This is a genomic window from Halalkalibacillus halophilus DSM 18494, from assembly GCF_000423105.1.
Lineage (GTDB): Bacteria > Bacillota > Bacilli > Bacillales > Alkalibacillaceae > Halalkalibacillus > Halalkalibacillus halophilus.
Genome location: NZ_AUHI01000004.1, coordinates 173,990 through 187,401, shown reverse-complemented (window position 1 = coordinate 187,401; position 13,412 = coordinate 173,990). Strand labels below are relative to the sequence as shown.

At 34.7% G+C, this 13,412-nt stretch carries 16 protein-coding genes; 5 read left to right on the top strand and 11 right to left on the bottom strand.

The genetic code is table 11. The features are described from left to right. The first annotated feature begins 99 nt into the window (after positions 1 to 99). On the top strand, positions 100 to 1,158 hold the full coding sequence (locus tag G532_RS14540) for a nucleotidyltransferase (RefSeq protein ID WP_245570099.1): 1,059 nt from the start codon (positions 100 to 102) through the stop codon (positions 1,156 to 1,158). A 319-nt stretch (positions 1,159 to 1,477) separates the two neighbouring features. On the opposite strand, the gene G532_RS0100960 is transcribed toward G532_RS14540, so the two are convergent. Together G532_RS0100960 and G532_RS0100955 are read right to left on the bottom strand one after the other, a co-directional pair. Further along, on the bottom strand, positions 1,478 to 2,506 hold the full coding sequence (locus G532_RS0100960; RefSeq protein ID WP_027963090.1) for a SepM family pheromone-processing serine protease: 1,029 nt from the start codon (positions 2,504 to 2,506) through the stop codon (positions 1,478 to 1,480). A 3-nt stretch (positions 2,507 to 2,509) separates the two neighbouring features. After that, entirely contained in the window at positions 2,510 to 3,298 is a 789-nt protein-coding gene (locus G532_RS0100955) for a patatin-like phospholipase family protein (RefSeq protein WP_211220347.1), read from the bottom strand. Between the two features lie 119 nt (positions 3,299 to 3,417). Here G532_RS0100955 and ylbJ point away from each other — a divergent pair, with 119 nt between their 5' ends. After that, positions 3,418 to 4,629 carry a sporulation integral membrane protein YlbJ gene (gene ylbJ, locus G532_RS0100950; protein ID WP_027963088.1) on the top strand — a complete coding sequence of 404 codons (1,212 nt, stop codon included), beginning with the start codon at positions 3,418 to 3,420 and terminating at the stop codon, positions 4,627 to 4,629. A 96-nt stretch (positions 4,630 to 4,725) separates the two neighbouring features. On the opposite strand, the gene coaD is transcribed toward ylbJ, so the two are convergent. From coaD to G532_RS0100935, 3 genes are all read right to left on the bottom strand, one after another. Further along, positions 4,726 to 5,205, bottom strand: a complete 480-nt coding sequence (gene coaD / locus G532_RS0100945; protein ID WP_027963087.1) for a pantetheine-phosphate adenylyltransferase — start codon at positions 5,203 to 5,205, stop codon at positions 4,726 to 4,728. Between the two features lie 4 nt (positions 5,206 to 5,209). Then, a complete protein-coding gene (rsmD, locus tag G532_RS0100940) occupies positions 5,210 to 5,773 on the bottom strand; it encodes a 16S rRNA (guanine(966)-N(2))-methyltransferase RsmD (RefSeq protein WP_027963086.1) in 564 nt (187 codons plus the stop codon). A gap of 207 nt (positions 5,774 to 5,980) precedes the next feature. Further along, entirely contained in the window at positions 5,981 to 7,390 is a 1,410-nt protein-coding gene (locus G532_RS0100935) for a hypothetical protein (RefSeq protein ID WP_027963085.1), read from the bottom strand. Positions 7,391 to 7,537: 147 nt separating this feature from the next. Here G532_RS0100935 and G532_RS0100930 point away from each other — a divergent pair, with 147 nt between their 5' ends. Beyond that, on the top strand, positions 7,538 to 7,927 hold the full coding sequence (locus G532_RS0100930; RefSeq protein WP_027963084.1) for a DUF7147 family protein: 390 nt from the start codon (positions 7,538 to 7,540) through the stop codon (positions 7,925 to 7,927). 55 nt (positions 7,928 to 7,982) lie between these two features. On the opposite strand, the gene G532_RS0100925 is transcribed toward G532_RS0100930, so the two are convergent. The 3 genes from G532_RS0100925 to ylbD form a co-directional block, all read right to left on the bottom strand. After that, positions 7,983 to 8,264, bottom strand: coding sequence for a YlbG family protein (locus G532_RS0100925; RefSeq protein ID WP_027963083.1), 282 nt, complete (start codon positions 8,262 to 8,264; stop codon positions 7,983 to 7,985). 25 nt (positions 8,265 to 8,289) lie between these two features. Further along, the gene (locus tag G532_RS0100920) at positions 8,290 to 8,733 is read right to left on the bottom strand and encodes a YlbF/YmcA family competence regulator (protein WP_027963082.1); all 444 of its coding nucleotides are present in this window, start codon (positions 8,731 to 8,733) and stop codon (positions 8,290 to 8,292) included. 86 nt (positions 8,734 to 8,819) lie between these two features. Continuing rightward, on the bottom strand, positions 8,820 to 9,164 hold the full coding sequence (ylbD, locus tag G532_RS0100915) for a spore coat protein YlbD (protein ID WP_027963081.1): 345 nt from the start codon (positions 9,162 to 9,164) through the stop codon (positions 8,820 to 8,822). 186 nt (positions 9,165 to 9,350) lie between these two features. On the opposite strand from ylbD, the gene G532_RS0100910 reads away from it, so the two are divergent. Next, positions 9,351 to 9,728, top strand: coding sequence for a YugN family protein (locus tag G532_RS0100910; protein WP_027963080.1), 378 nt, complete (start codon positions 9,351 to 9,353; stop codon positions 9,726 to 9,728). Positions 9,729 to 9,896: 168 nt separating this feature from the next. Further along, positions 9,897 to 10,955 (top strand): sporulation integral membrane protein YtvI, encoded by a 1,059-nt coding sequence (gene ytvI / locus G532_RS0100905; protein WP_027963079.1) that lies wholly within the window; start codon positions 9,897 to 9,899, stop codon positions 10,953 to 10,955. 45 nt (positions 10,956 to 11,000) lie between these two features. Here the strand turns inward: ytvI and G532_RS0100900 are convergent, their stop codons facing one another. The 3 genes from G532_RS0100900 to G532_RS0100890 all read right to left on the bottom strand — a co-directional run bounded on the left by G532_RS0100900 (position 11,001) and on the right by G532_RS0100890 (position 13,397). Then, entirely contained in the window at positions 11,001 to 11,456 is a 456-nt protein-coding gene (locus G532_RS0100900; RefSeq protein WP_027963078.1) for a DUF420 domain-containing protein, read from the bottom strand. Between the two features lie 7 nt (positions 11,457 to 11,463). Further along, on the bottom strand, positions 11,464 to 12,381 hold the full coding sequence (ctaG, locus tag G532_RS0100895; protein WP_027963077.1) for a cytochrome c oxidase assembly factor CtaG: 918 nt from the start codon (positions 12,379 to 12,381) through the stop codon (positions 11,464 to 11,466). 167 nt (positions 12,382 to 12,548) lie between these two features. After that, the gene (locus G532_RS0100890) at positions 12,549 to 13,397 is read right to left on the bottom strand and encodes an ABC transporter permease (protein WP_051189023.1); all 849 of its coding nucleotides are present in this window, start codon (positions 13,395 to 13,397) and stop codon (positions 12,549 to 12,551) included. Positions 13,398 to 13,412 lie beyond the last annotated feature (15 nt).

Below are 13,412 nucleotides of genomic sequence, written 5' to 3'. Positions count from 1 at the left end.
AGTTCGAGTCTAACGTCTAAAATTATTATTCATTTTACAAAAAAAGCAACGTACATGATACACTTATTTTACTAATAATTTATTATAGGATGTGATAAAGTGCGTGCATGCGGTGTAGTAGTTGAATATAACCCATTTCATAATGGACATCTCTACCATGTAACTCAGTCCAAAGAAGAAACCAACGCTGACATTACAGTCGCAGTTATGAGCGGTAATTTTCTTCAACGTGGCGAGCCTGCAATTATTGACAAGTTCTCCCGCACAAGAGCGGCTCTTAAAAATGGTGTCGACCTCGTAATTGAACTTCCTTATTTATATGCTGTCCAATCTGCTGATTTATTTGCACATGGATCTATTGCAGTACTTCAAGCACTAAATGTTGATACAGTTTGTTTTGGAAGTGAATCCGGTAAAATCGACCCATTTATGAAGGGGTACTTGCATTTTAAAGAACATGAAAACAAATTTCAATCGATTTTACATAGATATTTAGACGAAGGGTTTTCATTTCCTAAAGCAAGCACTTATGCTTATGAGTCCATTGGGTTAACAGAAGGAGAATTGGACTTAAGTCAACCGAATAATATTCTCGGTTTTAGTTATGTAAAAGCAGCTAAAGAATTAAACGCTTCCATGGACATCCATACTATAAAGAGAACAGAAAACCACTATCATGACCAACACATTGATACAAGCATCGCAAGTGCGACTAGCATTAGAAAAGAAATCATTCAAGAAAATATGATCACTTCAAAAGCAAATGCAGCACTACCTCCAGCAACTATTGAGGTTTTAGAGAATTATTTAACTCAAAACGGGAAATGGCATGCATTTGAAACCTACTTTGATTTCTTACAATATTTAGTACAAATAAAATCAGTTCAAGAGTTACGTTTATATCACGGAATGATTGAAGGTCTAGAGTATCGATTAAAAGAAACTTCTAAGACTGCAACTACTTTTGAGCATTGGATGCAGTTATTAAAAACCAAACGATACACATGGACGAGACTTCAAAGAATGTTTATTCACCTATTAACTCACACAACGAAGGAAGATATGGATACCTATATTGGTGAACTGCTTCCTTATGTGAGAATTCTAGGCATGAATAACCAAGGGCGTTCATTTATAAATCAACAAAAAAGAAATTAGATATTCCTCTAATTTCAAACATTCAAGAAATAAAGCACCCCCTCATGGATATAGAAGAGCGTGCTTCCAATGCATATTATGCTTGTCTAAAGCCTGTTGTACGAAAAAAGTTAATGAAACAAGAACTTACTGGACCTATTTTAATGAAGGAATAAGAAAAATCAATTGAATGCTGGGATAAAAGTAAACTATTAGGAAAATGACCGTACAAGGAACATCTCTATTTCAAAATGGCGTTTTACATGCTCTAGTTGATACGTTCGACATTTTCCCTACCTGATCACTTTTATCTCAGTTTTATTTTAATTAATTCACAATTCTAGTTTGCTTCTGGAAGCTGTTCTAAATAATCTATTGCATCTTGAAATGTGTCTACAGGTACCACTTCTAAGTTAGCATCAATCTCTTCTGCTTGTCTTTTAGCTTCTTCATAATTAGATCCTTCTCTTCCGCCTTCATTAGCTGCAAAAAACACGCTTGCATTTTCTCTTTCAGCTGAAACAACCTTCTTATCCACTCCACCTATTCTGTGAATATTACCTTCATAATCAATTTCACCGCTACCTACAATTGTAAGACCTTTTGTGATGTCTTCTTCGGTTAGTCGATTATAAACTTCCAAAGCAAACATCAATCCAGCACTTGGCCCGCCAATCTGTCCACTATCATATCTCACTTCAGGATTAACTTCTACATCTCTATCAGTTACGATAGATATTCCCATACCAGGTCTTTCCGGATCGTCTGGGAAACCTTCTAATTCAAACGTCACTGTGATTTCCTGATCATCTCTAAGTACCGTCACTTCAATTGGATCGCCAACATTTAATTCTTGAGTGTACTCTACAATTTGCTCCGCTGATTCAACTGGGATGTCGTCCACCTCTAAAATTTCGTCTCCCATTTCTAAATTTCCATCAGCAGGCATATCATCTACCACTAAAGCAACGTAAGCACCTTGATAATTTATGGTTAGATCTCCACCTGCAGCTTCAAAGGCTACAACCGTCGCGGCTTCTTGTGAGTTCTCCATATAGTGCAATTGTGTTTCCATGTATTCTTCCTGAGTAATTCCTTCAGGTCTTACTGTCTCTAAGTCGACAATGTCATAATGGGGACGGATTTGAGCCCATATGTAATAGATCGGAGTTGCTTGACCTCCCCTTACCGTTACTAAATGTAAATCTCCCTCACTTTCATAACTCCCATCTATATCAACTACTGAAGATAAGGAGGTTGTATCACCTGGCTGATAGATATAGTAGTCCATTCGGTAATAGGAGAGAAATATTGCTAACGCGATAACTACAATAAAAAATATAAACTGCTTTTTGCTTTTTAATAGCATAGATTATTCCTTCCAATCTTTTATCTTTTGCTGAATTTGTTTTACATACTGCTTTGCTTCAAACTCCCCTGCTGCAATTATTTCACTTGTATTGGTGTAATCTCTTGAGCTATATTTAAACACTTCAGGTCTTAAAACGAAATCAGCATCCATCATCCTATGACTTGTGATTTCATCTTGCATAATATCAATACTCTGCATAATAATATCATAAATTGAATAAATGTCTTTGTTTTCTTCAAACTTGGAACAATCCACAGCAATAATAATATCCGCTCCCATTTCCCTCACTTCTGCAATAGGAACACGATCAATTACCCCGCCATCAATTAACAAACGACCATCTACTTTTTCAGGTACAAATATACCTGGAATAGAAATGCTAGCTCGAACTGCAGTAGAAGCATCCCCTTCTTTAAATACAACTTTTGAACCGTCATAGACATCTGTAGCAATAACGTGAACTGGAATATTAAATTCTTCTAATTTCTTTTCATACGTGAACATCCGAATATAAGACTTTATTCGTTCTCCGTGAAGTAATCCCATTTTAGGTACAGTAATATCCATAAAATATTTTTTCTTAAAAGTTAAAGCTAAGTTATAAATATTTTCTATTCGTTGACCCGCCCCATAAAATGATCCAACCAACGCCCCCATGCTACTACCAGCAATTAAATCTATTGGAATATCATGATCTAGAAGTGTTTTTATGACACCTATATGAGAAAAGCCTCTAGCACCACCGGAACCAAGTGCTAAACCTATTTTTGGTCGAGTCACACTTTTCACTCCTTCTAAAGTGTTTCGTACAACATATAATTTAAAAGCTGAACCATACACTCATGTAATCGTATTTTACTACTTGCACATATATTCGTACAGCTATACATTCTTCAGGGGGACAAGCGATGATTGAAAAGCTTAAAACCGTCATTTACACGTGTATGACCGTATTCTTAGCAGTTGCTATACTCTTAGAACCAGAAGAAACTTTTGAAGCATCCATTAGAGGGATTAATCTATGGTTAGAAATCGTTTTTCCATCCTTGCTTCCTTTTTTCATAGTAACAGAATTGCTCCTGGCATTTGGAATAGTTAAGTTCATTGGTGTACTTTTAGAACCTTTCATGCGTCCACTATTTAACGTGCCTGGAGCTGGAGGAGTCGTTTTAGGGATGGGGTTGTCCAGTGGCTACCCTTCTGGAGCTAAGATGGCCACTCGTTTAAGAGAAGAACAACTTTTATCAAGAATTGAAGCAGAACGACTAATAGCATTTACAAATGCATCCAACCCGTTATTTATTTTTGGGGCGATTGCAGTCGGGTTTTTTCACGATCCACAAGCAGGCGTGTTAATCGCCACATGCCACTATGTAGCGTGTATCTTAACTGGTATTTGTATGAGGTTTTATATGTATAATAATGAAGAGCGAGGTTTGGTAAGACATGAGTCCAACAAAATAAGAAAAGCTATTCGTATTTTGCACCAAAGTCGATTAGCACAAAAACAACCGCTTGGAAAAATATTAGGTGAAGCTGTTATGTCTTCCATCACGACCTTGTGTATGATTGGTGGATTTATTGTATTATTTTCAGTTATTAATAAGCTTTTATTTATTTTAGGAATAACAGACTTTATTAGTCATTTTATTAACTACGGGCTGCGTTCGATTAATTTATCAGAAAATATATCTTATCCATTGATTAGTGGAATATTTGAAATTACTTTAGGAACGCAAATGATCGCTCAGGCGGATGATGTAAGTTTACTTGTGCAATTTTTATTCGTAGGTATAGTCTTAGCTTTTAATGGGTTTTCCATTCAAGCACAGGTTGCGAGCATCATATCTACTTCAGATATTCGTTTTTTTCCTTATTTATTAGGAAGGTTTATTCATATATTTTTCGCTATCCTGTTAACTCTCTTATTATTCCAGCCACTATATGCAAATAAAAAGGCATCTATCAGTCCACACCTGCCTGTTTCAACAGATCTAGACTCCACTAATATCTGGGCACTGACATATGAATGGTTAACCATGTATGGCCCGCTTATAACTCTATTTTCTATATCAGCCGCTATACTTTTGATCATTACTACAACTTATTTGCGGAACTAGAAGATAAAAAAACTACCCTTTGAGAAGGCTCTGTAATCCTCCAAAGGGTAGTGCATAAAAAGAAATTCGATTTAAATATTTTGTATTGAATATGTATTACGCGAACTTCTTTATTAAAGCTTTGTTAACTTCCAATGGGACTAAGTCTGATACATCAGAATGATAACGAGCTGCTTCTTTTACAATACTTGAACTTAAGAATGAATACTGATTATTGGTCATCATGAAAAAGGTTTCTATATTTTCGTTCAATTTTCGGTTCATAGAAGTGATCTGCATTTCATATTCAAAGTCACTTACAGCCCTTAAACCACGTAAAATCGCGTCTGCATTTTTCTCTTTTGCATAGTCTACTAATAAACCTCTACTTACATCAACAGAAACATTTGGAATGTCCGCTGTTGCTTCCCTTATCAATTCTAAGCGTTCTTCTACATCAAATAATGGAGCTTTGGATTGATTATTAAACACTGCGACAATAACATGGTCAAACACTTTTGCACCTCTTTGGATAATATCTAAGTGTCCGTTTGTAATTGGATCAAAACTTCCTGGGCATATAGCAGTTTTATTCATTATGTTACCTCCTAGAATTATAACGATAGATCGTATTAGCAATTACATTACTATGGTTAATTTGTTTAATGATCTTAAATGTCTCTGTAGATTTAGGAAGTTCATCACCTTGAGCATGTTCGCAGATGATAGTCGCCCCTTCACTTAACAGGTTTTGAGACTTCAAGGTTTCCATTAAATTATAATAAGAAATTTTTTCATAAGGTGGATCAAGAAATACATAATCAAACTTCTTCTCTCTTTTAGCTGCGGCCTTTAGTGCACGATAGGCATCGTTTTTGTATACTTCTGTCTGTAATTCTAATTGTAGAGCTTTAATATTCGCTTTAATCGTCTGTACAGATTGATAATCATGATCAACAAATACAACATGATCCAATCCTCTACTTAAAGCTTCAAGACCTAGATTACCACTTCCAGCGAACAAATCAAGACCTTTACCTTCATTAAAAAAAGGGCCTATAGAATGAAATAATGATTCCTTCACCTTATCAGCAGTAGGCCTTGTCTTATTATGTGGCACCGCTTTCAAACGATGACCTTTATATTTTCCAGAGACAATACGCATGAGAATCACAATCTTTCAAGTTTTTTTGAATAAAAAGCATATTTTATGTTCATAATGATTGTAGGAACGGTTTAAGAGGAATTCCGTTCTTTCGGAGAGGTCTTATCTTTCCCCATAAGATCTTCTTCCGGTTTCTCCTCTCCCTTTTTGAACTTCTTGCTCACACAAGAAGTTGGGCTCTTTTCATTTTTGAAAAGAGCCTTTTTTTTATTGAATTGTTACCTTTTCACTCGAAGTAGTAATTTCAAACGGAAAAATATTACTAAAACTTTCTGATTCTATAAATATTTGTTCATTTAGATTAACCAACATATTATTCTGTAGACCATGACGTTCTTCATCAATTAAATACATATCTCTATTAGGGTAAAACCTATATCTTTTTCCTTCAAACTCAATAAATAATTCGTTTCCTGCATTTAATGCGACGAGATTCATATCAAAGTCATCTACAACCTCTGCTAATGGAAGGTAGCTATTATCTCTATAAATTACTTGATTCCATTCTGACCGCTTGTTTTCTTCGCCAATTTCAACTTCTCTTTGGTCTAATCCATAAAGAGGTACGGAACTTTTAGAGTTATTGTTGATAGAGAAAAACGACGTCTGATATCCTTTTAATACACTGAGAATCTCATCCATTGATTCAACCATATTGGGATTAGAATAATCATAGGTGTACAGTAATTCAATTAGCTGACCTTTTTCATGCTCTTCTAAACCATCAAGCAAGTGGTTTTTAACTGCATTTACTTGTTCATTATTTACTTGTTCAGTTAAGAAAATTACATCTGATAATATATCGAGCATCCACCTATTTGACTCTTCAAATTGATGTTCCGATATAATATGACTTTGAAGCAAATGAGAAGCTATCTTTCTTTTCTCCATTGTATTTAATAAGGAGAAATTCTCCTGAACTGTTTCTGATTTATCTGGATCAATAACAAATAAATGGTTTTGACTTTCTAAAAAAGGACTCTTACTATCTTCAAACAACTGTTGATCAATAGGAATCGTTGAGTATATATTAAGGCCGTCAATATGATTGTAATGTGCATATAGTTCTTCTATTTGCAATAAAACAAGAGGTTCAAATGATTCAAAGGTCCATTCAAAATAGTTAATATTTTCTCTTTCAGACTCAAGAATAGGTGGATTAAAAGAAGCCCAAGTGTTTGAAAAGTTTTTTTCACTCGCCATAGATACTCTAAAGTTTCTCTCCAATGTTCCTTCTTCAGACTGTAATTCAACACCTAGTCTATCAATATAGAACAACGCTTCGTTATCTTCTTTTTTAGGATATAGATATGTAAACTCTAAGTTCCCTCTCTCTTCCATTTCTACTTTGCCATCCGTCACTTTACAGGGTTCATCATTAAGATAGCAATTCCTTTGTTCCGCTTCTTCCGGAAAATTGACTTCATATGTACTTGTTGGAATATCATACATGGAATGGGTAACAGATAGAGATGTCTCATGTTCCATTACTCGAATGCGATCATCTTGTGTCTGGTTAGCTTCACTTGTAGTTTCATCTAGTGCAGACCAATGGTAGAAAGCTAATAAAACACTAATTGATGACATAATAATTATGATCCCAAATATCTTTTGCATATATTAACCGCCCTTGAACCCCACATTTAATTCTTATGTATTTCGCTATTATTTTACCAAATTACTGATTTTTATTCTATGTTTTATTTTCAAAATGCTAAACTAATGCTACAGTTAATTCAAATCTTTTATAGGAGACGATATGAGATGTCACAGCATTTTATTAAACTTGGTCATGGTTATGGGGATGTTTATGAACTCTTTACTTTAATTGAGGCTATGCCTACTAGAGTTAACTACCTCCTTGCTTTTCATACTTATAAAGCAGAACCAGAACTCACATCAATTGCAGCTTTATTTAAATCAACAACTTTAGGAAATTTCCAACCAATTTATATTTGTTTAGAAGGTATTCCAAAGCCCCAAACAGGCATTAAAAATAGTAGATTCGATCAATTTCAAAGCTTAAGTAAATCATATAACTTACCTCTTATACAGATGGATGTCCCAAAAGTAGATGCTTTTCATGAAGAAGAATTGTACTTTCGACAATTAACTTCTGTATTACGATTGAACCATCTATTGCCTCCACTATAATTCAAACTAAACACTACGATCTAAAATAAAATAATAAAAATTCAGGGTGAACTATTCACCCTGAATGATATAAGTGTTCTACATCAGCTTTTTCTTTGGCTTTAGGATCCTTTTCATACACAAGGTCCACATCTGGCTTATAAGAACGCTCAACTTTCTTGACAAAATGAAGGTTTTGTATCATTTCTATCTTATCCTCTACTTCATCTCTGTTCATGTAAATGATAGCGTACTTCAAACGTTTCGAAGCAAAGATGACATGTCCGTATCTTCTTAATTTTCTTAAATGTTTCATATGTTTAAACCAAACTACAATCCCTTGTCTTTCTACAAACATGCATATTCCCTCCGTTCACTATATGCTAGGAAGCACAACCACATTGTCCACCGCTACCACAACCACAACCATCTCCTGAATCCTTAAGAGCTAACCCATCTCTAGGTGCCTTAATGTTATGGCTAATAGCGTGAGCAACTAACTCTGAAACATCATCTAATAATGATTGAAAGCTCGTTTCTGATTGTTTAAATGTTGCAACCGTGTCATGCATATCTAGATCACGCTTCACTTGTCTAATCTCTTTCATAATTTTACTATAGTCAGGGTGGTATCTACCAAAACGCTGGACATCATCATAGTCTTCTTTCATTTGGTGAAACTGATTGATTAGCTTATTCGCTGTATCATCAGCATATAATTCATCTTGGTCTTGCTTATATATATGATAGTCCTCTGACTGTTTGATTTTCTTACCTAGCATCTCTGCATGTTCTAAAACATCAATAATTTCCTCATTAACATACATCTCGACACCTCCATATATCAATATTAACAAATTCCTTAAATAATTACCATATTATAAAGAAGTCCGCTATAAAACATTCACTTACACTAAAAACCACGTGGCCTTCTAAATGAAGATTGTTTATTTCCTTTATACTGATGTGTTAGTTCTTGTATGTGGGAAATCGTTTTTGTTAGTTGTGCTATATTTTTTTCCACTTTATCTAAATCCAAAGAACTTAACTTATCCATCATCTCTCTCCAAGCAAATTGATCTTGAGTATTATTATTTGTACCCTGATGAGACAAATGGTATTCCCCATCACGCCTCCATTGCTCAAACATCCTTTGCCAATCTGTGTGTTGTGCTTGCACGTCTTTCATTACTTGAGGATGATCTAATACATAATTCTTAAACTCTTCTATTTCGGCAGGTAATTTACTCTCAGACAAAACAATTCCTCCTATGAACAATATTTATGATATTTTACGTTTACACCCTTGTTGGTGTTACGAGTTAAAAATTAATTATCGAAAACTTTGTTACATATGTGATGAAATGCACATAAATAATTGATTAATTATTCAATTCATAATATGATTAATTTAACTTAGAAGAAATTTAAAGAGGTGACCAATATGAAGATTGAAAAATATTCAATAGAAGGTTTCGTACTACCATATGACGCGTTAACGTATGTAATGGAGAAGAATGGTTTTGTCCTTGCGGGTCAATGGGATTATGAACGAGTAACTTACGACTACAAAATGAATTCTCCTGAAAAAAATGTAACGTATTTCTTACGCATTAACGGGCTTGCAACAGAAGGTAATGTAGATAGTGGTACTGCTGTTATTAAATTGTACACACCTCTACTTGGAAAGCACTATTACCCACACGGTGTAGAATACGGTGAAGGTGAAGAATTCCCATCGACTGTGATGGATAAAGTAGAGCGTGTGTTAAAGAAAGTTGAAGCAGATCTAAAAGCATTTCAAGAAGAAGCAATTCAATAAATTTATTTGTTAATCTAACATTATTTAAAATAAGTGATCTTAGTAATATACTAAGGTCACTTTTTAAAACTCGAACCAAACTTTCCGCTTCACATAGTTTATATATTTTAGTGAGCGGAGATACTCCTAAAGTAATTTATGTAAATTCGAAAGGAGACTTCCGTTGAATTGCTGAAAAACATAACGAAACGACAGTGGACAATACTATTTACTCTTATTGCTCTACTCGTTGTAGGATACTTTATACTACCAATTTCCATACCATTAATTTTAGCTTTTTTCACAGCGTTATTCTTTAATCCACTTATTCGATTACTAATGAGAAGATTTAGATTTAAGAGAACATTAGCTGTTACAATTATTTTTCTTATATTCTTATTAATTTTAGGTACAATTGGCACATACACTACCACGAAAGCAATCGGTCAAGTTGTAAAATTAACTGAGAACGCACCAACCTATATCAGTAATGTAGAAACAGTACTTCTGAATTTACAAAGTGATATTGAAGCTTTTACAGAAGATTGGCCGGAAACATTTGTGCAAGAAGTTGAGACCACTATTACAGACAACCTACAATCATTAGAAGTTCAGATAATGGAATATATCCAAATTGATAATATTGCTCAAATGATCTTAAAAGTTCCAGACTTTTTAATAAGCTTCATTGTTTATTTGATCGCACTATTCTTATTCATGTTAGATTTACCTAATCTAAGGAATAAAATGTATGGCATGATGACCGAACAAACACAAGAAAAATTCAAATTTATGAATGCCAGACTAGCTTATGTTTTAATAGGGTTTTTAAAGGCACAGTTTTTAGTAAGTCTCATCATTTTTATTGTTACCTTTATTACTTTACTCATTATAACTCCAGAGATCGCACTGATTATGTCGATTATTATTTGGTTGGTCGACTTAATCCCGATTATAGGGTCAATAATTATTCTAGCACCATGGTCCCTTTATATGTTTTTAACAGGAGATCTACTGATGGGTACTCAGCTTGGGATTTTAGCCATCGTGCTACTCACAATTAGAAGAACTATTGAACCGAAAATTATGGGCCACCACATTGGACTGAAGCCACTCCCAACTTTAATTGCCATGTATATTGGTTTGCAGTTAATAGGTATTCTCGGTTTCTTCCTTGGACCGATTGTAGTAATCATATTCAATTCAGCAAGAGAAGCTGGGATTATCAAATGGAATTTAAAATTTTAAATAAAAAAAGAATGGAGATATTAATCTCCATTCTTTTTTATTATATTATCCGCCAAAAATTGCTCGGAATACATTTGTACTATGACCACCATCGTATATTACGTAAAGCAACAAATATACGATTACTCCTGTAATTGCTGTGAAAAACCAAATAATACTAGTTACTGGACCGATCTTACGGTGTTTACTAATTTTTCGTTTAAAAGCAAGATACAAGGTGACTAGACCAAATACACCACCTGTAGTTGCTAAGAATATGTGAAAGATCATAAATGTTGTATAAAATGTCTGCATCTCTTCTGGTCCACCAAAGCTTGTATTACCTAATATGGCAGTTCTAGATACGTATAATATAAAGAATGTCAATGCTGCAATTGCAGCTGCTGTCATTGTTCTTTTATGTGCTTTATATTTTTGTTTGGCAATAAACACCCAGCCAATTGCTACGAGTACCGCACTTAACACGATAAAGAAGGTACTGATTGTTGGTAAAAATGGCATAACTACTTCAACCTCTTTCTATATTTGCGTTCATCGATTGTTGAGATGGTAATGGATCAATTCCTCTACTTGATTCGCTATGGTACCAGCCATAGAATACCCTTGCTAAAATTACACCATATATAAACTCTTGCCCTACCTTCATAATAATCCCTGCTGCTGCCTGGTCATATAAAAGTGGCATGTTTAGAAAGACTTGCGGTCCTCCTAAATTCATTCCAGATAACACACTGGTAGGAACACAAAGTGCCATTGCCGTCATAAACGCATCTGGTTCAGAATAAGTGGCATATAATGGTTCATTGGCAAATATGATTAAAGCACATGCTGGGGTGATTAACATTCCACTACCAAATATATATAATACTTTGTATAAAGGCTTCATTAATACCTTTTCTTTGAAAGGTGTTAAGAGTGGCCACCAGAATAAAAATGCTGCAAACAAAATAATAAGCATTAATGGCCAATGATACCAGTTACTAGTCTTTGAGAAATCTAATATCGTCGGAATGTGATAAATAGAAAACAATCCATTGAAAGTCAGTGTTGCAATTAATGGTTTTGTCATCAAATTAAGTACATGCTTTAAACCTGATACATTAAAGATTTTTCTCCACCAAATTTCTGGTAGACCTTTAATAATCAATACAGGAATAACTAAATAGAAAATAGCCATTTGCCCCATATGTGCCATTAAGACAATATGAGATAACAAATACATAGGTGATCCCTTAATAATATAAAATAATATTAAAGCTGAGTACACTTGAATTTGTTGAACTTTAGTAGGTCCTTCACTAAGGCCTGCTTTATGTTTAAGTGGTCCAGTAAATAAGAAGTAAAGCAACGCTAATACGACTGTAATTATAATAATCTCCGGACTCCATAGCGCACGAAAACCGAATATTTGTATTTTATCCCACATTTCATTCACCTCATATAGGGTCTCTAGTCAACTCATAGTATACAACAATATCCATAATTACTCGACCCTATTTGAAATCGTTAATAAAATTGTTGAAAATAAAAAAAAGCTTAGAAAAGTGAACGTGCCCAATGAAGCAGGGCATATCACTCTTCTAAGCTAAATATCTAATTTTTCATTTTAGGGTCAAGTGCGTCTCGCAACCCATCCCCTATTAAATTAAATCCTAATACCACTAACATAATCGATACCCCTGGGAAGATCAACGTCCACGGAGCTAGTTGAATGAAATCTCTTGAATCCGCCAGCATTTTCCCCCATTCAGGAGTTGGTGGTTGAGCACCTAAACCTAAAAAGCCAAGTGCTGCTGCTTCTAAGATTGCAGTACCAAACCCTAACGTCCCTTGAACTATAATCGGTGCCAAGCTATTAGGGAGAATATGGTGCCGCAATATCCGTCCGCTTTTCATTCCTTGTGCTTTGGCGGCTAAAATAAATTCCTCTTCCCTTAAGCTTATTACTTTAGACCGCACTAGACGTCCGAATATAGGTATATTGATAATTGCAATTGCAATCAGCGCATTCTGTAAAGAAGCACCTAATATTGCTACAACCGCAATTGCTAAGAGAATACTTGGAAATGCTAATAGTATATCAAATATTCTTGAGATTAGCATATCAATCCAGCGACCATAGTACCCCGCTATGATTCCAAATAATGTGCCAAAGAGCAGTGCCCCTGTGACCGCGAAGAATCCTACCATTAAGGAAATTCTTGCTCCATGTGCGATTCTTGTGAATATATCACGACCAAGGTGATCAGTACCTAACCAGTGGTCCATATTAGGACTCTGTAACCTGTTTACTGGGTCTTGCTCTGAAAATGTATATGGCGTTAAAAATGGTGCAACTAATCCAACCACAATAAAAAATGCAATGATAATAAAACCAGCTATTGCTAATCTATTTTTTCGTAGTTGTTTTAAGGTATCCTTCCAAGGTGAAATAACTTCCATCTCTTCAGCTTCCAC

Excerpts from the sequence above, each read along its gene's own strand:
- G532_RS0100960 (WP_027963090.1), bottom strand. The coding sequence starts at position 2,506 with ATGCTATTAAAAAGCAAAAAGCAGTTTATATTTTTTATTGTAGTTATC.
- ylbJ (WP_027963088.1), top strand. The coding sequence starts at position 3,418 with ATGATTGAAAAGCTTAAAACCGTCATTTACACGTGTATGACCGTATTC.
- coaD (WP_027963087.1), bottom strand. The coding sequence starts at position 5,205 with ATGAATAAAACTGCTATATGCCCAGGAAGTTTTGATCCAATTACAAAC.
- rsmD (WP_027963086.1), bottom strand. The coding sequence starts at position 5,773 with ATGCGTATTGTCTCTGGAAAATATAAAGGTCATCGTTTGAAAGCGGTG.
- G532_RS0100935 (WP_027963085.1), bottom strand. The coding sequence starts at position 7,390 with ATGCAAAAGATATTTGGGATCATAATTATTATGTCATCAATTAGTGTT.
- G532_RS0100930 (WP_027963084.1), top strand. The coding sequence starts at position 7,538 with ATGTCACAGCATTTTATTAAACTTGGTCATGGTTATGGGGATGTTTAT.
- G532_RS0100925 (WP_027963083.1), bottom strand. The coding sequence starts at position 8,264 with ATGTTTGTAGAAAGACAAGGGATTGTAGTTTGGTTTAAACATATGAAA.
- G532_RS0100920 (WP_027963082.1), bottom strand. The coding sequence starts at position 8,733 with ATGTATGTTAATGAGGAAATTATTGATGTTTTAGAACATGCAGAGATG.
- G532_RS0100910 (WP_027963080.1), top strand. The coding sequence starts at position 9,351 with ATGAAGATTGAAAAATATTCAATAGAAGGTTTCGTACTACCATATGAC.
- G532_RS0100900 (WP_027963078.1), bottom strand. The coding sequence starts at position 11,456 with ATGCCATTTTTACCAACAATCAGTACCTTCTTTATCGTGTTAAGTGCG.
- ctaG (WP_027963077.1), bottom strand. The coding sequence starts at position 12,381 with ATGTGGGATAAAATACAAATATTCGGTTTTCGTGCGCTATGGAGTCCG.
- G532_RS0100890 (WP_051189023.1), bottom strand. The coding sequence starts at position 13,397 with ATGGAAGTTATTTCACCTTGGAAGGATACCTTAAAACAACTACGAAAA.